Below are 21,110 nucleotides of genomic sequence, written 5' to 3' on the forward strand. Positions count from 1 at the left end.
CTACTCACACGGCATGAAGAAGAAGCTTCAGCTCGTTTCGGCTTTGTTATTACGTCGTAAATTAACGGTGATCGATGAAACGCTGAACGGGCTGGACCTCGAAGCGCTGGCACGTAGCGAGGCGGATCTGTTCTCTCTCGCAAAAAACGGGTCCAGCCTGCTTCTCTGTTCGCATGATTTAGGGCTACTCGAGCGAATTGCTGACCGGATTGTCTTCATGATTCAGGGGAACGTTGTCGTGTCCGAGTCGAAGACGACCCTTGTGCAGGACTACGGAACCCTCGGCCGTATGGTCGAAGAGCTTCTCACGGAAGTGAAGCCGCGGTGAAACTTGCGCTTTCGATCGGCATTTTGACCCGTTATCTAGCAACCTTCTTCGTTCGGCGCGTCCTATCGGCGGGCCTGTTCCGTAACCGGTTGAGGCGGGCTATCCTGCTTTCCGGGTTGGTCGTTGCTCTGGCCGCCATGTCATTGGTGGCGTACGTTTTCTTGCGGGACTTGGACATTGAGTCTGCGGCGGCTGTCTGGCTCCTGCGCCTCGCCGGCGTCACATCGATGACGTGGGTGATTATTCTCTTCATGTTCGTCAAGGTGCTATTTGCCAAATCCGACGAAGTTCTAGCTCTGACATTCCAATTGCCCGTCACCAACCGCGTGCGGATGTGAGCCTGTCCCAGTATTTTTATCGGAGACTCGCAGCGTACAGGAGGAATTTGCTGGATTAGATCCTCCAAATCACCGAGTCGAGTGAGGAATCCCCGTGCACTGTTTTCGGATGCTGTTTCTGATTGCTCTCGTCGTGATGGGTCGCCTCACGTTGATTTTGGCGTTTGACGCAATCGGCTGGGTGGTCGCGTCCTGGGTTGCGGTGTTCGACCACAATGACTCGCTTGTTGTGGTGATGTCCGGATTCACGTATTACCTTCTGGGAGGCGTGATTCTCCCTTTTACCCTGCATGAGGCATCCCACCTTGTGTTGGCCACGAAAGCACCTGGGGTCTCTACGGTTTGGGTTGAGACCACAAACTTCAGGATCTCTGTCGGCATGGAAGGAGAGATGTCGCCGTTGTGGTTGGTTGGTATTGCCATCTCACGTTCGTGCACTTGCATCGCCCTCGGGCTTGTCATTGCCGCCGTAGGGGAAAGGGCTATGAGCATGTTCTGGCTGGGGCACGGACTATTTCTGCTTCCGTGCTTCGGCGACGGGAGGGGACTCCGCCGAGGACTTCGAACCTGGTTCCGCTCATGTGACCCTGCGTTCAGCGGGGAGCCGATCACGGACGCCGCCGAAACCGCACCGAGTTACCAGAGGGGCGTAGAAGACCCATCCCTGTAAGCGGGCGAGAAGACAGTGCATCAGAAAAGCAAAACCGGGCGGCGCCTCCAGCCTTTCGAAGGCCGGAGGCGCCGCCCGGAACGCCGGGACGTTGCGATGTCCCGGAAGGCGAGGTGGTGAGGATCAGGCCTCGACCTCGACGTCGTCGAACGTGGAAGTGTCAATGACGCAGCGGAACTTCACATCACCGGCAACGACGCGATCGTAAGCGTCGTCGACCTCGTGAACCGAAACCGTCTCGATTTTGGCCCCGAAACCATGCTCGGCGCAGAAGTCGAGCATCTCCTGGGTCTCAGGGATCCCGCCGATGTTTGAACCGGCAATCGCCTTGCGGCCGCCGATGACCGAACCGAAGCTGAACTCCTGCTTCTCCGGCGGCAAACCGACGACTGCCATGACACCCCGCGGCTTGAGCAAACTCATGTACTTGTCCACCGGAATGGATGCGGAGATCGTGTTCAGGATCAGATCGAATTCACCGCGATGATTCTTGAAGAAGTCCTCCTCCGACGTGGCAAGGGTTCGGGTAGCGCCCAGTTCCTTTGCATCCTGTTCCTTCTTCAGCGTGCGCGACAACACCGTCACCTCGGCGCCCTTCGCAGCGGCGATCTGGACACCCATATGCCCCAAGCCACCGAGACCCAGAACAGCGACCTTCTTCCCCGGTGCCGCATCCCACGTTGCAAGAGGCGAGTAGGTGGTGATGCCGGCGCACAGCAGCGGGGCGGCGACGTCGAAGTCCAGGGCATCAGGGATGCGGAGAACGAAGTCCTGGTTCACCACGACCTTCTCCGCGTAACCACCCTGCGTGATGCTGCCGTCGACGTCTTCGGAATCATATGTACCGACCATTCCGCCACGGGTGCAGTTCTGTTCCTGTCCGTCTCGGCATTCCTCGCATTCGCCGCAGGAATTGACCATGCAGCCGACGCCGACGCGATCTCCGACCTTGTACTTGGTCACGTCGGAGCCCACGGCCTCGACGACACCCGCAATCTCGTGACCGACGGTCAGCGGGAAATGAGCCTCGCCCCATTCGTTGCGGATGGTGTGAATGTCACTGTGGCAAATGCCGGCTGCTTTGATGTCGATCAGGACATCGTCAGGCCGGGGATCGCGACGGTCGATCGTGGCGACCTTGAACGGCTGGTCCGGGCCGGTTTTCTGGAGAGCCTTGACTGAAATGGGCATGAAACTGTCTCCTGAAGTCGTACTAGATGAATCACTTATAAATCTACGACTATGTCTCCGTGATGTCCGGGCCGTTCGCCGTACGCATCATTGGGTGTGAGTTTCCTCAGAATTATGACTCAGGATGTGCAACCGGGCATGGACGTGCCGGACTGGCCCGAGTAGAAGTAGAAGTTATGCCCTTAGATTCCTCAGGAAAGTTCAACACCGAGCAGAAGAGGATCCTGGCACTGACCCTGGTGCCTCTCTTCATGTCCCTGCTCAGCGTGTCCATCGTCAACGTCGTACTTCCCGCCGTGCAGACGTCCATCGGTGCCAGCAGCTCCGAATTGCAATGGGTCCTCTCCGGCTACGCGTTGGCATTCGGCGTCCTCCTGGTAGCGGCAGGCCGTGCCGGGGATGTGTACGGGAGGGGGCGTCTTTTCATTCTGGGTGTCAGCCTCTTCGGTCTGGGGGCTCTGGTGTCAGGGCTCGCGCCGTCGGCCATCGTGCTCAATATTGCCCGAGTGGCGATGGGGTTGGGGTCGGGTTTCCTCAACCCGCAGGCCATTGGACTCATTCAGCAATATTTCAAGGGGACCCAACGAGGCAAAGCCTTCGGAATGTTCGGCGGCGTCGTCGGCGTATCCGTGGCCATCGGTCCCGTGCTCGGCGGCGTTCTGATCAGCCTGTTCGGGCAGGAAATAGGCTGGCGGGCAGCTTTCCTCGTCAACGTTCCGATCTGTATCGTGGCCCTCTTGCTCGTCAGGGCTTGGCTTCCGGATACCGCTTGGAAACCGGTTCCTCCCGAGCACTCGACGTCGTCGTTGCCAGTCATCGACCCGACGAGTGCCGCACCCAAACGAAAAGCCGATCTGGACCCGGTCGGTCTGGTGACCTTCGGTCTTGCCGTGCTTCTCGTAATGCTCCCGTTCGTGGAATCTTCGGTCGGACCGTGGATCTGGGGGTCCATCGTCGTGGCCGCAGCCCTGCTGGTCTTCTGGGCCTTCTGGGAGAGGCGTTACCGGAGGAACGGTGGCGAACCCATGATCGACATGGAACTGTTCAAGACCCGATCGTTCGCCAACGGAACCATGCTGATCGGTTTGTACTTCGTCGGTGTCACCAGTATCTGGGTTCTGGTTGCCCTCTACATGCAGTCAGGTCTGGGACACACGGCTCTGGCATCCGGGATGATGGGTCTCCCCGCGGCGACCGCAAGTGCCATCAGTGCACCGGTCGCGGGTCGATACATCGTGAAAATCGGCCGTCCCCTGGTACTGATCGGAATGAGTTCGGTCCTATTCGGATTGCTGGTGACAGCATTGCTGGTTTTCCTCCACGGACGAATTGGCCTCAGCGAGTGGTGGATGCTTCTCAGCCTGACCTTCGTCGGTGGCGGCCAGGGCCTCGTCGTAAGCCCGAATCAGACACTGACCTTGGCCGATGTTCCGATGCGTTACGCGGGGTCGGCCGGAGGCGTCCTCCAGACCGGGCAACGCGTGGGCACGTCCATCGGCATCGCGGCAATCACCGGAATCGTCTTCGCCCTGGTTGCCAAGTCCGATTGGTCGACGGCGATGGTCGTCGGGCTTCTCGTGATTGCGGTCGTGGTGATCCTCGCCGGGTGCATCGGGATTCGCGACTTGGTTCAGGGGCGTCGGGAAGAACGCGTCGCCTCGTAGCCGGATACGGGTCTCGAAACTCAAGAGGCCGTAGGCTCATCTCGGATGGACCTACGGCCTCAAAAAAGTTCGAGCCGCGAGATCATGTTGATGATCTCGCGGCTCGAACAGGTGGTCGGGATGACAGGATTTGAACCTGCGACCTCGTCGTCCCGAACGACGCGCGCTACCAAGCTGCGCCACATCCCGATGTTGACTTGTCCGCACGGGAAACCCGAATATCGCGTCAAGCAACTTCTCTAGAATAGCGGATCCACCATAGCCCGGCAAACCGGCCGAGAGTGGCCCCGGGCACGTCGTGTTCCCTCCGGCTATCGGCTGGCCCACTCCACGAGCTGCAGAATGTTCTGGTATGTGTGTCCGGTGGCTTCGGTCATGCCTTGTTCGCAAGTCCGGTTCGACGAAGCATAGGCCGAGTAGTGTCGCGCATTGACCTCGGTTGCCTCGGCGCGGGTTGCGGATTGGGTGAGCTCAGGATGGAGCATGCCGCGGTCGCCCGCATAGGCGCAACAGCCCCATTCGAGCGGAACGTGGCATTCCTCGGCAACGGCGTTGCCCAGCTCCTCGAGCTGAGGCCCCAGACCCAAATGGGTCAGCGAACACGTCGGATGCAGGACCAGTGAGTCGAGCTTCCGATGGATCTTGAGGAGCGGCAAGATCGCCGTCGCGACGAATTCGACCGAGTCGACGAATCGGATCCGTGAGAAGTCCCGAACCTCGCCATCCGGAGCCTGCTGGGAGCCTGTGGTCGCGGCGTCGAGCACCTTGGACTTCATGGTTTCGAGCCCCTCGGTGCACGACGACGCATCGCACACGACGGGCAATTCTCCGCCGCGGGTCGCAGACCAGAGCCCCTCCAGCACCCGATCGGACATCACGGAATAACCATCGGTGAACCCCTTGGACTTCCACGGCGTCCCGCAGCACATCGAATCGATGCCTTCCGGCGTGTTCCACCGCAAGCCGGCTCGATGAGCCAAATTCATCAGCGATGACGTCGCGCTCTCCGCGGCAGGGGCCCCTGCCCCATCGACCGCACCGAACATCGAATTGACGCAGGCTGGGAAGAAAACGAAGGTGGCTCCGCCATCGACGCGACTCGCACGGCGTCGGCCACCCGAGGGCAATTGCTTGTTGTACTGGGGGATGACGTCTTCGCCAACGATTTTCCGGCCCAGTTTCGTCGCGGCGACCGGCACGGGCCAGGGGAGGCGCTTGGCTGCGCGCAGCCCATAATTGGCTGCGATATTTGCGGGACCCCAATTTTCGGCCGCGACCTTCCACCCTGCGCTCTCGGTGGGCTGCTGTTTTTCCGAGCGCAAACGGCGAATCAAGTCACCCGTGTTGATGTCCACGGGGCAGCGGGTGACACACATGCCGTCCACGGCGCAGGTCTGTTCGCCTTCATAGTCCCAGTCGGCCTCCAGCTTCCGGACGAGAGCGTGATCCCCTCGCGCCCGTGCTGCCTCGAGCTCCCGACGCATCACGATCCGTTGCCGAGGAGTCAGCGTGAGGTCTTGGGAAGGGCATACCGGCTCGCAATAGCCGCACTCGACACAACGGTCTACCTCTTCCTCGACGGTCTCCGCAACCTTGAGGTTCTGCACATACGCATCCGGATCGTCGTTGATGACGACGCCGGGGTTCAGCATGCTGCTCGGATCGATCAAGCGTTTGACCTCGCACATGACCCCGTACAACTCGTCCCCGAACTGACGGCGCACGTACGGAGCCATAATGCGGCCCGTCCCGTGCTCGGCTTTGAGCGACCCCTGATTTCCCAAGATCAGCGAAACCATGTCTTCGGTGAACTCGCGGTAGCGTTCCAGCTTGCTGGGCTCCGAGAAGCGCTCGTTGAGCATGAAATGGATATTGCCGTCCTTCGCGTGGCCAAAGATCACCGAATCCTCGTACCCGTGCGCGTCGAACATGGTGCCGAGGTCTCGGCAGGTCTCCCCTAGGGTCCCTACGGGGACCACAACGTCCTCGAGCAGTGCGTTGGTTCCGGTGGGTCGGTTGCCCGCCACGGTCGCGTACAAGTTGTTCCGAGCCGCCCACAAGAGAGAGCGTTGACCGGGATCCGTGGTCATCTCCGCAGGAGATGAAAGATCCAAGGACTCCAGCATCGAGCGAGCGCCCTCGTGCCTTTCAACGACTTCCTCGGGGGTCGTGGCCTGGAACTCCACCAACAGGGCCGCGTGCTGGTCGACGTCGACCTGGGCCAGAGCGTTGGCGACCTTGCCCGAGCGCTGGGCCACGCGAATCGAGGTCGAGTCGAGGAGTTCGACGGTCGCCATACCGGCCTCGACGAGGCCAGGAACCGTGGAAGTCGCCGAGATGAGGTCCGGAAAGACCAAGAGCCCGGTCGATGCGGAGGGAAGTATCTCCTGGGTTCTGAAGGTTGCGGATGCCACGAAGCCGAGGGTCCCTTCGGAACCGATAATCAAATGCTCGAGAATGCGCAACGGTTCCTCGAAATCGAGGAACGCGTTGATCCCGTAACCCATCGTGTTTTTCATCGAATACTGATGCGCGATGATACGACGCGATTCCGGGTTCTCGACCACCCGGCGTCGCAATCGTCGTAACCCTTCGTGGATTTGCGGTTCTCGCCGACGCAATTGAGCATCCGCGTCGGCCTCCGACGTGTCGATCATGGTCCCCGAGGGAAGGATCAAGACCATGGAATCCAGGGTCCGGTACGTATTGAACTCGGTTCCGCAGGACATCCCTGAGGAATTGTTCGCGACCACCCCGCCGATTGTGCACGCGGACGAGGAAGCGGGGTCGGGCCCGATTTTCCGTCCGTACCGTCGAAGAGCGCCGTTCACCGCTCCGACGGTAGCGCCGGGCTGCACACGAACTTTCCGGCCATCGTCCAACACCTCAAGCCCGCGGAACGCTCGGCGAGTGTCGACCATGACCCCGTCGGAGACGGCCTGGCCGGAAAGGCTGGTGCCGCCCGACCGGAAGGTGACGGGCAACCCGGCTTTCGACGCCGAAGACATGACGGCGGCGACGTCGTCTGCCGAACGCGGTCGCACAATACCTTGAGGAACCAGAAGATAATGCGATGCGTCGTGCGCCATAGCGAGCCGGTCAATTTCCTTCGAAGACGCCGCGGCGCTGGAGCCGGCCTCAAGACTCTCCGCGAGGGCTTCGAAATCGGGGCTCGGCGGGGCCTCCGATACGGTGAGCGGGGAATGCGCGGGTGGTGTCAACGGTGTGGTGGAGCTCATGTTTTCCATCTTAGGAGGGTGGCAATCACCGTTCTACGGAGGATAGCCATGCCTCATGCAACTCCGAGAATCGTCCGCCCGCGTCGATCAAGGTCTGAGGGGATCCGTCCTCGACCACGCGACCGTCGGCGACGACCAGCACGCGGTCCGAATCCAAGATGGTCGACAGACGATGGGCGATGACGACGGCGGTTCGGCCGCCCAACAGCTCGGACAGACCGCGCTGCACGAGCTTCTCGGAAGGCAGATCCATGGATGCGGTTGCCTCGTCCAGAATCAGGACGGCCGGATCCGCCAGGAAAGCGCGGGCAAATGACAGCAACTGCCGTTGACCTGCCGAAACCCGTCCGCCGCGTCTATTGAGATCCGTATCGTACCCTTCGGGCAGTTTGCGAATGAACTCGTCCGCACCCACTTGCTGAGCAGCCCGGACAATTTCCGAGCGAGTCGCGCCGGGGCGTCCCAGGGCGATGTTGTCGGCCACCGAACCCGAGAAGAGGTACGACTCCTGAGTGACCATGACAATCTCTTGGCGAAGATCGGTATCTCGCAGATCCCGTAGGTCTACGCCGTCCAAAAGAATCCTCCCCGAACTGACGTCGTAAAACCGGGCAATCAGTTTTGCGATGGTCGACTTGCCTGCGCCCGTCTGGCCGACGAGGGCGACTTTTTGGCCAGCCGGAATGTTCAGATCGAGGGTGGGCAGGACCGGGTTGGTGGATTCCTCGCGATAACTGAACGTGACTTGGTCGAATTGCAATCTGCCACGAGACTCTGAGGTGCCTCCCGGAGCGCGTGGCCGGTCGGGGTCTGCGACGCTGGGGCGCTCTTGAAGAAGACCGGAGACCTTTTCGAGCGCAGCCGTAGCGGACTGGAGCGTGTTGTAGAAGCTCGAGAGATCCATCAGCGGGTCGAAAATCCGTTGCGTATAGAGCACCAGGGACAAGAGTGCCCCGACCGCGATAACACCGTGCAGAACGTTGTACCCTCCAACGACCAGGACTACCGCGACCGTCAGGTTGGACAGCAGCATGACTCCCGGCATGTATATGCCGAAGAGACGGACCGATCTGAGGTTCTGTTGCCGGTATCGATCCGCGAATTTCATGTAGGAACGCCGTGCACTCGGTTGGCGACGGAAGGCCATGACGGCGCGAATACCGGTCATGGTTTCCGTGAAGTTGCCGATCAGTTGGGCAGATGAGATGCGTTGGGCTCTGTACTGGACCTCGGATCTCTTTCTGAACCAGACCGTCAGCGCGATCATCGGTATCAGCGCGATTCCGATCACGACAGCGGAGTGCCAGTCGAGGGCGATCACGATGACGGCCATCATGACCATCGACAACAACGAGGAGGCGATCTGCGAGAGCCCCGAATCCAGGAATTCACGCATCGTCTCCAAATCGGAGGTGAGGCGGGAAATCACGCGGCCCGAGGTGTACTTCTCGTGGAAATCCAGACTGAGCCGTTGGACGTGCGCAAAGGTTCTACGCCGAATCCGGTACAGGATCGATTGAGAAATTTTGGCGGTGATCGTCTCGTTCAGGTAGACCGTCAGGGCAGATATCACCGCCGAGACGATATATGCGACGACTATCGCAATCAGCGCCGCCGGATGGCCTTGCTTCAATTGAGGCAATCCGATGTCGATGCCCCAGCCGGTCAGCGCGGGACCCAATGCGCCTAATCCCTCGGACACGATGACCAGGGCCAACGTCCCCACAGCAGGCCAGAGAACCGGCTTGACGAGGGAGGCCAGCAAGCGGAAGGACCGTTTGCGAACGGCCTTGCTCTCGCTCTTGGTCAGATCGATTTTGTCCTCATTGCGGACACCTACGCCTTCGGCGCGTCGTTCACTCACGGTAGCCCTCCTCGAGGGTGTTTTCTGCCGTCATGATGTGTCGGTACTCGGCCCGCGACATGAGCTCTCGGTGGGTCCCGTAAGCGATGATCTTGCCCTCGTCCAAGAGCGCGACCCTGTCCGCCAATGCCACGGTGGATGGGCGGTGCGCCGTGAGAAGTGTGGTCGTATTCGTCAGTGTCTCGCGCAGTCGTCTGACGACGGTCTCCTCGGTTTTGGTGTCCAGGGCCGACAACGGGTCGTCCAACAGCAGGATCCTCGGGTGGGCCGCGATCGCCCGTGCCAGGGCGATGCGCTGACGTTGTCCGCCGGAGAGGCTCAGACCTTCTTCCCCGATCTGGGTCTCGACGCCGTTCGGAAGAGTCAGTGCAAATGCGGCGTCCGCGACGTGGAGCGCTTCGGACAGGATTTTCTGACGTTTGGTTCGACGGGCGTCGTCGAGGTCTTCCCAATCGATGGGCTCCTGGCCACGGCCCACAGGCTCAGGCAGGCCGAAGAGGACGTTCTCTCGAATGCTCGTCGAGAACAACGTGGGTTCTTCGAAAGCGATGGCGATTTGTGAACGGAGCTCGTCGAGAGCCCAATCCGCCGTGTCCTTGCCGTCCACCAGTATTCGTCCTGTCGAGGGGGAGTAGAGACGATCCACGAGGGACAGAATCGTGGACTTTCCTGAGCCGGTGGTTCCGACCAGAGCGACGGTTTCTCCAGGGCATACGTCGAAGGAGACATCTTCGAGGACCATTGTTGCCCTCTCCGATGCCCGGATGTCGTTCGTCGTACCTGCCCCCGACGTGTCGAACGCGCTGCGGCTCCCTCCGGAGTCTTTCGGGTAGGCGAAGCTCACTCCGTCGAACGCCAAGGATGCGGCCGGCGGAGGCATCGCATCCAGGTCGTCAGGATCCCAGCCCGCAGCCGGATGAGTGACGCCGAGGACCGGAACTGACTCTTCATCCGGCTGGGTCATGACCTGCCGGTGTCGCTCCGCCGCAACATGGGAGGCCTCATAGAGATTGATGATCATGCCTGCGCTGCGCAGCCGGCCGGTCACGATGACCGCCGTCCCGAGGAAAGCCACCGCGTCACCGACGCTCAGCAGGCCGTTCATGTAGATCCAGCCCGCGACGAGCAGGGATATTGCCATCATGATTTCGGGAACGAGCCATGTCCGAGCCGAGAGGGACGCCATTGCTCTGGTTCGGGAGATCTCAGTGAGCCGCAGTTCCTGTGCCTGATCGGAGAATTCCTTCAGGGAATGCTCGCCTCTTCCATGTGCCTTGAGCACCCGGATGCCGTGCACGGATTCCTCGACGGACGTCGCGAGATCCCCTGCCCGTTGCTGGACTTCCCGAGTCAGTGCGCGGACACGTTTCATGGACCGAGCGATGATCACGAGCACAGGAAGGACGCAAAGCAGGTAGATGAGCGCGAGCGGCCAGGCATCGAACGCCATGAGCCCAACGCCGACGACGACGGTGACGACGATCAACGTCAAATTGGGGATTCCGAAGCTGAACCAGCGACGAATGAGCCCGAGATCCGACGTAGACCGGGAGAGCAGCTGGCCGGAAGACCACTGATCGTGAAAAGAGACTGGGAGGCGGGCAAGTTTCTCGAAGAGCGCCTCGCGCATGCGCATCTCCATGTGGAGTGCTTGGTCCATGATGAGGTAGCGACGCAGCCAGATGAACACGACTTGCAAGAAGCCTAGGGCGGCCACGAGCGCCCCACCGCCCCACACCGAGGCCGCCCCGGAGCTGGGGCTCTGGATCGACTCGACCACGAAGCGGAGCGCTTGAGGAATCGCCAGCCCCATCAAAGTCGCCGCCACGGCAGAAATGATGCCCAAGACGAGCTTGGTGCGAATAGGTGCGATGTACCCGGACAACAACTGCTGGGCTCCCGGGGTCTGACTGCGCTGCACGAAGCAAACGATACTCTTCGTTTTTGCCGGTTAGACCTGGGTTCGCCTCGGGGGAACCCGGAGTCGAGGGGGCAGTCGCTAGGCGGGTCGGGCGGTCAGATGAAGCAGCACCGCCTCCGGAGGGCAGAACAACCGGACGGCCGCGTATCTCGAGGTGCCGAGACCCGCCGTCACCTCGAGGGGGACGCCCTCATCGTAAGAGATTCCTTTGGCCCGTGAAGGATCGAGATCACAGTTGGAGACGATGGCACGCCCCCCTGGAAGACAGATTTGGCCCCCATGGGTGTGGCCAGCCATCATGAGCTCCGCGCCGTCATCGACAAAACGCCGAATCGTGCGCATATAAGGGGCGTGCATCACCCCAATGCGTAACGAGGGTTCCTCGCGTGCTCCATCAGGGGGAGGGAATCCCGGATGACTGTCGTAACCCAAATGGGGGTCGTCGACGCCGGAGAAATCCAGGCGAATCCCCTGGACGCGAAGACTGCGGGCACGGTTGATCAGACCTACCCAGCCGTGGTCGTCAAAGGCCTGGTGCATCTGCGCAAAAGGCAAGACGTCTGGAGCACGCTCATCCCTCTTTTCATCCCCCGTGTGCTTCCACAGGTAACGGGCCGGATTCTTGAGCATGGGAGCGAAATAGCAGTTGGAACCGGGCACGTAGACTCCCGGGAACTCCAACAGCGGATCCAGTGCGGTCAACAACGGTGCCAGTCCGTCGAGATGGCTGAGATTGTCTCCCGTATTGATGACCAAGTCGGGATTCAGGTCGGCCAGCGAGTGCATGAACTCGGTCTTGCGCCGCTGTCCCGGAATCATATGCATATCCGATATATGCAGAACCCGGAGGGAAGGGGCACCGGCAGGGAGTACCTGCAAGGTTTCCTCCCTGACGTGGAATCGGTTCAATTCGACACAATGACCGTACGCAACGACGGCGGCCCCCGACGCAACCCCGATTCCCGCGCTCCTGAAAGCCGCGGTGAGGATCGAAGCTGTGCCGGAGGCCGCCGAATGGTGAAATCGGTTCACCGTTGGCTACTCCGCCTTCTGTGACTTGATCTCGTCACTCTGGACCTGGTCCGAAGGATTGGTGAAGGGATCCGTGTTGTAGTCGCGGGATACAGCCTTCATGTAGTCCTGCCACTGCCGACCCGCGTACGTCGCACCGTCCACGTAATCCTTGGTCTGACCGCCGATCCGAAGCCCGTTGAGGGAACGTGAACCGAGGTCCACGTTGCCCACCCACGATGCCGTAGCAACGCCGCGGGTGTAACCTACGGTCCAGGTTTGCGTGGAATCGTCCGTGGTACCCGTCTTGGCTGCCGAAGCGTTCTCCAACCCGATCCCTCGTTGGTAGGCAGAACCCTTGGTCAAAACGTTCTTCAAAACGAAGCTCACACCTCGGGCGACGTCAGGGTCGATGGCCTGGTTACAAGAAACCGGAGAAACGTCCATGGCCTGGCCCTTGCGGTCGGTAATGCTCTCAATCGAACGCGGTGAGCAGTACTTGCCTTCCGAGGCGTAGGTCGCGAAAGCATTGGCCATGGCCATAGGAGCAACATTCTCCGTACCAATGAGCGAGGCCAGGGAATCCTGGGTTTGGATTTGGTCTCCGGAGCCGTCACCCTTGACCACGCCAAGGTCCTGAGCGGTCTTGCCGATGTTGCAGAGATCCAGATAGTTGTCCATCGCGTAGAGGGCCGAGTTGATCGAGTTGTAGAGGCCCTCATTGACCGTCATGGACTTGTTGTACCCTTCCTCAGCGTTTTGGAACGACCAAGCCCCATTGGCGCCTGGGTTCTCCACCGATCCGCCGGGTTTGCAGCTGGCTCTCCATTTGGTTCCCGCTGGATAGCTCAACTTGGAAGCATCGATCGTCGAGTTCACGCCGTTGCCTTCCTTGATCCACTCGGTCAGGGAGAAGGCCTTGAAAGTCGAACCGGGCTGGAACCCTGGTGTGCCGCCCATGGCAGAGTCCACGTTGTAGTTGTACACCGTGTTCCCGACTCCCTCGCCATTGTTGTAGTTGGAGTTCTGGGCCATCGAAAGGATGTTCCCCGTACCCGGCTGGACCGAGACGAGCGAGGTGCTCACAGAATCCGGGTTGTCGTCCGTGGGCTGGGTCTGGTTCACCTGGTCCTGGGCAGTCTTCTGGTCCTTGCTCTTCAAGGTCGTCTTGATGGTCAAACCACCACGCGTCAACAGTGCCCGACGTTCGTCACTGTTGTCGCCGAACCGTTTGTCCTGCAAGAACTCATTGCGGACGTAATCACAGAAGTACGGGGCGTCGGTTGCGGCTTCACAGCCCGACTCCGTGGTGTGAATGTCCAAGTCCAGCGGAGCGTCCTTGGCCTGATCGTATTGGTCCTGCGAAATCTTTCCGTGCTGGAGCATAGTGTGCAGCACGGTATTGCGCCGATCCGTGGCGGCCTTGGGATTGGCTTGAGGATCGTAATAGGCAGGGGACTGAACCATTCCGGCCAACAATGCTGATTGCTGGACGTTGAGATCCTTCGCATCGATGCCCCAGTAATACTTCGCGGCGGCCTGGACGCCGTAATTGCTTCCGCCGTAATTGACCAGGTTCAAATAGCCGTTGAGGATCTCGTCCTTCGACTTGTTCTGCTCCATCGAGATGGAGAGCTTCATTTCCTTGATCTTGTCCAGCATGCCCTTATTGGCGCCCATGGTTGTGGTGGCGTCCTCACCGCTCTGGGTCGCCTGATCAATCAGCAGGTTATTCACGTATTGCTGGGTGATCGTAGAAGCGCCCTGGCGCGAGCCAGGGTGGACGACGTTATTCAACAGGGCACGTCCGATACCGAATGCGTCCACACCTCCATGGTCATAGAAGCTGTCATCCTCGATGGACAGCTGGGCGTTGACCATGTTGTCGGAGATCTGGTCCAGCGGGACTTCGCTGCGATTCTCTGAATAGAACGTCGCGATCTTCTGCCCGTCACTCGTCAGAATCGTCGACGGTTTAGACAGTGGGCCTGCGGAGAGGTCATCAGGGAGTCCTTTGAACCAGTTGATTGAGGCGCTCGCGGTCAAACCGGCTGTGGCCGCCGGCGGAATCAGGAGGCCAGCGGTTACGAACCCCGCAACAATACTGAGGGCAAGGAACTGAATGAAGTCGCTCGGAGTTCGTCGGTCACGCTGCCGAGCGGATTTCTTGGGTGAAGCCATTCCAACAGCATACAAGTCGATATAGGAAAACGTGCGCCTCTGGGCCCCTCTGGGGACAAATCACTCCGTGTCCAAGACTGCGCTGAATGAGCGCTGGGAGAGCACCCAAAGTCTACTTTGTGCTGGGCTGGGCAATCTGCCTTTCAGGGCGCCGAAGCTCAGGAATAGCGCGGCGTTGCGGGGGTGGATAGGCTGGGACCATGACTCAATGGGAATACGCGACAGTGCCGCTCATGATCCACGCAACCAAACAGATCCTCGACAACTGGGGCCAGGACGGGTGGGAGCTCGTTACGGTCCTCCCGGGGGCTGCGCCGGCAGGCGATGCGCCGTCGGGCAACATGGTCGCGCCGACCCAGGCGAACCCCATCGCCTACTTCAAGCGCCCCAAGGAGGGTTAAGACCATGGCCATGTCGAAGGTTGAGGAGCGATTGGCGGCCGAAGGGCTTGTGGTTCCGGACGTTGCCGTCCCCGTAGCGTCCTATGTGCCCGCCGTGGTGTCGGGGAACTACGTCTACACTTCCGGTCAGATCCCGGTCCAGAACGGTGACTTCGCGTTCAAAGGCAAGGTCTCCGACGGCGGCGAGCCGGGAACGGTCAGCCTTGAAGACGCTCAGGCCCAAGCTCGAGTGTGCGCGCTCAACACCTTGGCCGCCGTGAAGTCTGTGATCGGTGATCTCGACCGAGTGCGCCGAATCGTCAAGGTCACGGGTTTCGTCAGTTCCGTTCCGGAATTCACGGGTCAGGCTCAGGTTCTCAATGGCGCGTCGGAGTTGTATGGTAAGGCCTTCGAGGAAGCCGGGGTTCACGCCCGGTCAGCTGTCGGCGTCGCCGTCCTTCCTCTCGACGTACCCGTTGAAGTGGAACTCATCGTTGAATTTGCCTAACCCTCTCGCACTGCCCGTCAACCGGGTAACCGCGAAAACCGGCCCAGCATCCTGCCCTCGGCCCGCCGGTGACTATTATTTTCCGCTGACTTCGCGTGAGGCCACCGCCGCACGAGCGTGGATGGCGGAAGAAGATAGGTCTGCTTGCTGCCAGGCGAAAACGGCTGCGTCGGTCGTCTATATCCGCGAGGGAAAAGACGGGCTTGAGACGTTTCTCACCTACAGGACGACACCGGCGTCCCCTCTGGGTCGTGTCTGTTTTCCCGGCGGTGCAGTGGAACCGGAGGACCACGATCCCGTGGGGTGGTACGGGCCTACACCCGCGCAGTGGGCACAGAAACTGGGGCACGACGACGTCGTCGAGGCCAGGAGTGCGGTCGTTACGGCTATTCGCGAAAGCTTCGAGGAAGTCGGTGTCCTGCTTGCCGGGCCGAATGAGCAAGACACCGTCGAATACACGGAAGCCAGCGAAACGATGGCCTCGCGGGAAGATATTGCCGGGCACGAGCTGGGCTTCATCGCTTATCTCAAGCGCGGGGGACTCAAAGTCCGGACGGATCTCCTGAAGCCCCTCGGCCGGTGGCAGACGCCTGACTTCTCCCATCGGCGATTCGACACGCATTTCTTTGCCTCCGTCGTTCCCGTGGGTCAACGCCCGAAACTTCTGGCGTCGAAAGGTGTTTGGGGACGTTGGGTTCCCGCACGCGAATTGGTCGCGGACAGAACGTCGACGGTTCTGGGGGACGAGATCGACCTGGAGGACACCCGCGGGAAATCACTTGAAGAGTTGATGACGCCGGGGACCCTGTGCGTTCTCGAATCCGTCGCGACCTGTCAAACGACTATTGCTTTTCTGACGAAGAAACGTCAGGTCCACGTCAAGAAACCGGCACTCGTCGAAAAGGGCGGCCAGCTCATGTTGGCCTTCACCCCGCCGCGAGAGGCCGTCAAGACCAGGGCAAAGGGCTCGTAGACTGCATGTGCGCATAAAAAAGGGGCCGGGTGCACATGCCCGGCCCCTTTCAGCACCACAGTACGCAAGCACGTTCCGTGGAACGTCTAGCGGCTCCGCTGACGCAGGCGCTGGAGGTCGAGGATGACGACGGCGCGGGCTTCGAGCCGGATCCAACCGCGCTGCACGAATTCGGCCAAGGCCTTGTTGACGGTCTCGCGGGAAGCCCCGACGAGCTGTGCGAGCTCTTCCTGCGTGAGCTCGTGAGCGACCAGGATGCCGTCAGTTGCCGGACGACCGAATCGATCGGCGAGGTCCAGGAGCGCCTTGGAGACGCGGCCGGGGACGTCTGAGAAGACCAGATCGGCAAGGTTCTCGTTGGTGCGGCGGAGACGACGGGCGAGAGCCTGCAGGACCTGGCCCGAGATGGACGGGCTGCGGTCCATGGCCTTCTTGAGGCTGGAGTGCTTGACGCCGGCCAAGCGGGACTCGGAGACCGCGGTTGCCGAGGTCGAGCGAGGGCCCGGATCGAACAGAGCCATCTCGCCGAAAATCTCGCCCGGACCCATGATCGCTACGAGGTTTTCGCGGCCGTCGGAGGCCGTGCGACCCAATTTGATCTTGCCGGAGACGACGAAGTAGAGCTGGTCGCCCGGATCGCCCTCGTAGAACAACGTCGCACCGCGGGACAAGTCCACCTCGGTCAATTCCTCGGTTAGCGCGGCGAAAGCTTCATCATCCAGTGTTGCGAAAAGGGGCGCCCTGCGCAGAACCTCGATATCCATAATTCTCCTCATTGATCCGGGTCTTTAATGCCCGCCGCACGCGTCCACTCCATCTCGTATGGTCAATCGGGATGGGCGCGACGTCGGCTACTCGTGTGACAAATTCAACGTATCCAAAATCCACTGTATAAGTTGTGTGTCGAATCCGCCACAGACGAGCCCACATCCTCGCATAAAGGTTGCTGAACGTCGAATTGGCTTAGGTTCTTTCCAGGAGCGGCGACTAACATTGTGAGCCACCCCGACCGCTGTGATCCTCGGGGTGTGACCGCGACGATTGGTGATCATGCTGACCGACCTCACGATTCTGGACTGGATCCTCATCCTGATCCTGCTGGCCTACTTCATCGCGGGTTATTCACGCGGCTTCTTCATGACGTTGGGGTCCGTGATCGGATTCGTCTTCGGCGCAGTTGCAGCTTTCTACGTGACTCCGTTGCTGGTGGGGCACGTCCACGGAGGTTGGAGAATCGTCGTCGCGATCGCCAGCATCGGCTTGCTGATCCTCATCGGGCAGGCATTGGGGCTGGCCATCGGCCGTCCGCTGCGGAGGCTCACCGAGAAAACGGGCCTCGGCATCATCGATCGAATCGGCGGTGCCTTCCTCAACGTTCTGACATGCGCGCTGGTGATTGTTGTACTCAGCTTCTCCGCAGCCCAACTGGGAGTCTCGGCGATCACCACGACGATCGGAAATTCCAAGGTGGTCTCCGGACTGGAATCCGCGACACCCACACCAGTTCAGCAGGCTATCGCGCAGGCAAGAGCCGCCGTTCTGCAACAGTCGGGGATACCTCGTCTCGACGAGCAGCTCTTCCCGCAACAGGCCGCCCCTTCAGAAACGCCTGATTCCGATTCTTTGCGCAGTGCATCGGATTCGGTCCTCAAAATCAATGGAACCGCCGAGGCTTGCGCGCAGAACCAGTCCGGCTCAGGTTTTGTGGCCGCCCCGAACAAAGTCGTGACTAACGCACACGTTGTCGCCGGCGTGAACAACCCCTTGGTTCAGACCCGCCAGGGGCAGAGCTTCGAAGGCAAGACCGTCTACTACGATGCTTCGACGGACCTGGCAGTTCTCGACGTTCCCGGCCTCGAAGCTTCCCCGCTGAAAGCCGGAGACAACGGGCAGGCCGGGGAACTGGCGAATTTCATGGGATACCCCTTGGGTGGGCCTTTTACGTCGCGCTCCGCCTCGATCCAGGGCCTGGGTTACAACGCCACGACGGGCGAAGACGGGTCGACCAGCAAGCCCCGTGAGATTTACCAACTGGCCGCCAACGTCGAGCAGGGCAACTCGGGCGGGCCCCTTCTGAACAGTCAGGGCCAAGTCATCGGAGTCATCTTTGCCAAGGCCACGCAGGGCGAAACCGGTTATGCGCTGTCCATGACGGAACTCGCTCCGGTCCTGGACAGTATTGATTCCCTGACCGAACCGGTCCCGACGGGGCAGTGCACGACCGGCTGATTCAGAGCAGGGCGGTTGCGGGGCAAGCAGACTACGAGGCTAACGCTGTGCCAGATACTCCAACGCCATGATGTATCCGAAGGCGCCGGCCCCAGCGATCACGGTCTCGGCCTGTAACGAGACGAAGGAGCGGTGGCGGAATTCCTCTCGTCGGTGAACGTTCGAAAGGTGCACCTCGACGACCGGGAGCTCCGCGGCTTCCAAGGCATCATGAATCGCGACGGAGTAATGCGTGAATGCGGCCGGGTTGATGATAATGCTGGCCGCCTCGGAACGCGCCCGCTGGATCTCGTCGACCAGAGTGCCCTCGTGGTTTGACTGCATGAATTCGATCCCGAGGCCCAGCTCCTGCGCTCGCTGTCGAACGGTGGACTCGATATCCGAAAGCGTCGTGGATCCATAGATCTCCGGTTTGCGTACGCCAAGGAGATTCAGGTTGGGGCCATTGAGCACGAAGATCGGTTTGTTCATGCCGTCATTCTTTCACGTTGTCACACAGCCAGGCGGCCGTGCCTCGTTATAACGAGGTACGGCCGCCTGGCACCGGAGCTGTTCTCCTCTATTTGCTGAGCGTCTGGGTGATCTGGTCCATGACCGTCTGATCGGCGAGCGTCGAGACGTCTCCGACCGGGCGGTCTTCTGCCACGTCCTTCAGAAGGCGGCGCATGATCTTGCCCGAACGGGTCTTCGGCAGCTCGGGAACAATCAGAACCTTTTTCGGCTTGGCGATAGGGGAAATCTCTTCGCCGACGTGAGCGCGGATCTCCGCTGCAAGCTCTTCGGTATCGCGGCCCTCCGCGGCGGCTTCGTCCGAGAGAATAACAAAGGCGATCACGGCTTGTCCGGTCGTCTCGTCGGTGGCTCCGACCACTGCTGCCTCGGCAACAGAATGATGAGAAACAAGTGCCGACTCGATCTCCGGTGTCGAAAGTCGATGACCGGAAACGTTCATGACATCGTCCACACGGCCAAGAACCCAGATGTCGCCGTCTTCGTCACGTTTGGCGCCGTCACCGGCGAAGTAGGTTTTTTCGTCGAAGCGTGACCAGTACGTGTCGACGAACCGCTGGTCGTCGCCCCAAATGGTCCGCAACATCGACGGCCAGGGTTCGGTCAGGACGAGCAGACCCGACCTGCCGTTCTCGAGCTTCTGCCCGGATTCGTCCACAACTTCGGCGCTTACGCCTGGCAACGGCCGCTGAGCCGAACCGGGCTTGGCTTCCGTGATGCCGGGAAGCTGAGAGATCATGATGCCTCCCGTCTCGGTCTGCCACCAGGTGTCGACGATGGGGCAACGTTCCTTGCCGATCACGCGATGGAACCACAGCCAGGCCTCGGGGTTGATAGCCTCGCCGACGGTTCCGAGGAGTCGCAATGAATCGAGCTTGTACTGTTCCGGAATTTCCTCGCCCCACTTCATCATGGTCCGGATCGCCGTGGGGGAGGTGTACATGATCGTGACCCCATACTTGTCGACAATTTCCCAGAAACGTCCACGGTGCGGAGAATTCGGGGTTCCTTCGTAAATGACCTGGGTCGAGCCGTTGAGCAGAGGCCCATAGGTGATGTAGGTGTGCCCGGTGACCCACCCGACGTCGGCGGTGCACCAGTAGACATCAGTCTCGGGCTTGATGTCGAATACGTTGTAATGCGTGTACGCGGCATGGGCCAAATATCCGCCTGTGGTGTGCAGAATTCCCTTGGGCTTGCCGGTCGTGCCGGAGGTGTAGAGGATGAAGAGCGGATCCTCGGCGTTATTCGGCACCGGCTGGTGTTCTGCGGAGGCCTTCTCCACCGTCTCGTGCCACCAGACGTCACGTCCTTCGGACCAATCGACGTCCTCGCTGTTGCGCTTGACCACGAGGACATGCTCTACGCTGCCTCCGCCCTTCGCCAGGGCCTTGTCCACGGTGGATTTAAGCTGTGTCGGCTGGCCCCGGCGGAAGGACCCGTCCGCGGTGACCACGAGTTTCGCTTCACCGTCCTCAACACGCGAGCGAATGGCGTCGGCCGAGAACCCTCCGAAGATCACCGAATGTACCGCGCCGATGCGTGCGCACGCGAGCATTGTGATGACGGCCTCCGGAATCATCGGGAGGTAAACGGCGACGCGGTCCCCTTTCTCTATCCCGAGTTCCTGGAACGCGTTGGCCGCCCGCGAGACCTCGTCCTTGAGATCTTGGTAAGTGTAGGTGCGGCTGTCGCCCGGCTCGCCTTCGAAATAAATCGCCACCCGGTCCCCGTTACCGGCCTCGACGTGCCGGTCGACTGCGTTATATGCGGCGTTGAGCTCGCCATCCCCGAACCACTTGGCGAATGGAGGATTGGACCAGTCCAGGGTCTGCGTGAATTCTTTGTCCCAGTGCAGGAATCGCTTCGCCTGCTCGGCCCAGAACTCGGTGCCTTGCGAAGAAGCCTGGTCATAGAGGTCAGCCCCAGCGTTGGCTTGTGCGGCGAAGTCCTGGTTGGGCGGAAAAGTCTGAGGAGTCTCGCTCACTTTTCTTCCTTTCTGGTCGAAGCGGTCAGGAAAACCGCGAAAGTTCCTTGCAACCACTGTAATAGAGATCTCGTGACTGGGATCACTGGAGCGACCGCGTTTCGCAGGCAGGAAAA

The 21,110-nt window shown here is 60.5% G+C and carries 17 protein-coding genes and 1 tRNA gene; 8 read left to right on the top strand and 10 right to left on the bottom strand.

The features are described 5' to 3' along the window. The first annotated feature begins 13 nt into the window (after window positions 1-13). The 3 genes from EWV35_RS01010 to EWV35_RS01020 all read left to right on the top strand — a co-directional run bounded on the left by EWV35_RS01010 (window position 14) and on the right by EWV35_RS01020 (window position 1,336). Complete coding sequence (locus tag EWV35_RS01010; protein WP_129657368.1) at window positions 14-328, top strand: ATP-binding cassette domain-containing protein; 315 nt, start codon at window positions 14-16, stop codon at window positions 326-328. Beyond that, window positions 325-666, top strand: a complete 342-nt coding sequence (locus EWV35_RS01015) for a hypothetical protein (protein WP_129657370.1) — start codon at window positions 325-327, stop codon at window positions 664-666. Before EWV35_RS01010 ends, EWV35_RS01015 begins: the two co-directional genes overlap by 4 nt. Before the next feature lie 109 nt (window positions 667-775). Next, the gene (locus EWV35_RS01020) at window positions 776-1,336 is read left to right on the top strand and encodes a hypothetical protein (RefSeq protein WP_129657372.1); all 561 of its coding nucleotides are present in this window, start codon (window positions 776-778) and stop codon (window positions 1,334-1,336) included. A gap of 123 nt (window positions 1,337-1,459) precedes the next feature. Here EWV35_RS01020 and EWV35_RS01025 read toward each other — a convergent pair whose 3' ends face one another. Further along, complete coding sequence (locus EWV35_RS01025; protein ID WP_129657375.1) at window positions 1,460-2,527, bottom strand: NAD(P)-dependent alcohol dehydrogenase; 1,068 nt, start codon at window positions 2,525-2,527, stop codon at window positions 1,460-1,462. A 176-nt stretch (window positions 2,528-2,703) separates the two neighbouring features. On the opposite strand from EWV35_RS01025, the gene EWV35_RS01030 reads away from it, so the two are divergent. After that, a complete protein-coding gene (locus EWV35_RS01030) occupies window positions 2,704-4,191 on the top strand; it encodes an MFS transporter (protein ID WP_129657377.1) in 1,488 nt (495 codons plus the stop codon). Between the two features lie 112 nt (window positions 4,192-4,303). Here the strand turns inward: EWV35_RS01030 and EWV35_RS01035 are convergent. From EWV35_RS01035 to EWV35_RS01060, 6 genes are all read right to left on the bottom strand, one after another. Next, window positions 4,304-4,380: transfer RNA gene (locus EWV35_RS01035), tRNA-Pro, on the bottom strand. 122 nt (window positions 4,381-4,502) lie between these two features. Then, a complete protein-coding gene (locus tag EWV35_RS01040; RefSeq protein ID WP_129657379.1) occupies window positions 4,503-7,430 on the bottom strand; it encodes an FAD-binding and (Fe-S)-binding domain-containing protein in 2,928 nt (975 codons plus the stop codon). Window positions 7,431-7,455: 25 nt separating this feature from the next. After that, on the bottom strand, window positions 7,456-9,294 hold the full coding sequence (locus EWV35_RS01045; RefSeq protein ID WP_129657381.1) for an ABC transporter ATP-binding protein: 1,839 nt from the start codon (window positions 9,292-9,294) through the stop codon (window positions 7,456-7,458). Then, complete coding sequence (locus EWV35_RS01050; RefSeq protein ID WP_129657383.1) at window positions 9,287-11,215, bottom strand: ABC transporter ATP-binding protein; 1,929 nt, start codon at window positions 11,213-11,215, stop codon at window positions 9,287-9,289. Before EWV35_RS01050 ends, EWV35_RS01045 begins: the two co-directional genes overlap by 8 nt. 78 nt (window positions 11,216-11,293) lie before the next feature. Then, entirely contained in the window at window positions 11,294-12,247 is a 954-nt protein-coding gene (locus EWV35_RS01055; RefSeq protein WP_129657385.1) for a metallophosphoesterase, read from the bottom strand. A gap of 6 nt (window positions 12,248-12,253) precedes the next feature. Continuing rightward, on the bottom strand, window positions 12,254-14,407 hold the full coding sequence (locus EWV35_RS01060; protein WP_129657387.1) for a transglycosylase domain-containing protein: 2,154 nt from the start codon (window positions 14,405-14,407) through the stop codon (window positions 12,254-12,256). Between the two features lie 200 nt (window positions 14,408-14,607). On the opposite strand from EWV35_RS01060, the gene EWV35_RS01065 reads away from it, so the two are divergent. The 3 genes from EWV35_RS01065 (at window position 14,608) to EWV35_RS01075 (ending at window position 16,268) form a co-directional block, all read left to right on the top strand. Next, complete coding sequence (locus EWV35_RS01065; protein WP_129359046.1) at window positions 14,608-14,808, top strand: hypothetical protein; 201 nt, start codon at window positions 14,608-14,610, stop codon at window positions 14,806-14,808. A 10-nt stretch (window positions 14,809-14,818) separates the two neighbouring features. Beyond that, window positions 14,819-15,295 (top strand): RidA family protein, encoded by a 477-nt coding sequence (locus tag EWV35_RS01070; protein ID WP_129658208.1) that lies wholly within the window; start codon window positions 14,819-14,821, stop codon window positions 15,293-15,295. Between the two features lie 274 nt (window positions 15,296-15,569). Then, complete coding sequence (locus EWV35_RS01075; protein ID WP_238653989.1) at window positions 15,570-16,268, top strand: NUDIX hydrolase; 699 nt, start codon at window positions 15,570-15,572, stop codon at window positions 16,266-16,268. 86 nt (window positions 16,269-16,354) lie between these two features. Here the strand turns inward: EWV35_RS01075 and EWV35_RS01080 are convergent, their stop codons facing one another. Then, window positions 16,355-17,032, bottom strand: a complete 678-nt coding sequence (locus EWV35_RS01080) for a Crp/Fnr family transcriptional regulator (protein WP_129359050.1) — start codon at window positions 17,030-17,032, stop codon at window positions 16,355-16,357. 286 nt (window positions 17,033-17,318) lie between these two features. Here EWV35_RS01080 and EWV35_RS01085 point away from each other — a divergent pair, with 286 nt between their 5' ends. Further along, window positions 17,319-18,497, top strand: coding sequence for a MarP family serine protease (locus EWV35_RS01085; protein ID WP_129657389.1), 1,179 nt, complete (start codon window positions 17,319-17,321; stop codon window positions 18,495-18,497). 39 nt (window positions 18,498-18,536) lie between these two features. Here EWV35_RS01085 and aroQ read toward each other — a convergent pair whose 3' ends face one another. Continuing rightward, window positions 18,537-18,968 carry a type II 3-dehydroquinate dehydratase gene (gene aroQ / locus EWV35_RS01090; protein ID WP_129657391.1) on the bottom strand — a complete coding sequence of 144 codons (432 nt, stop codon included), beginning with the start codon at window positions 18,966-18,968 and terminating at the stop codon, window positions 18,537-18,539. Between the two features lie 88 nt (window positions 18,969-19,056). Then, window positions 19,057-20,994 carry an acetate--CoA ligase gene (acs, locus tag EWV35_RS01095; RefSeq protein WP_238653991.1) on the bottom strand — a complete coding sequence of 646 codons (1,938 nt, stop codon included), beginning with the start codon at window positions 20,992-20,994 and terminating at the stop codon, window positions 19,057-19,059. Window positions 20,995-21,110 lie beyond the last annotated feature (116 nt).

Source organism: Rothia uropygialis (assembly GCF_004137765.1).
GTDB lineage: Bacteria > Actinomycetota > Actinomycetes > Actinomycetales > Micrococcaceae > Rothia.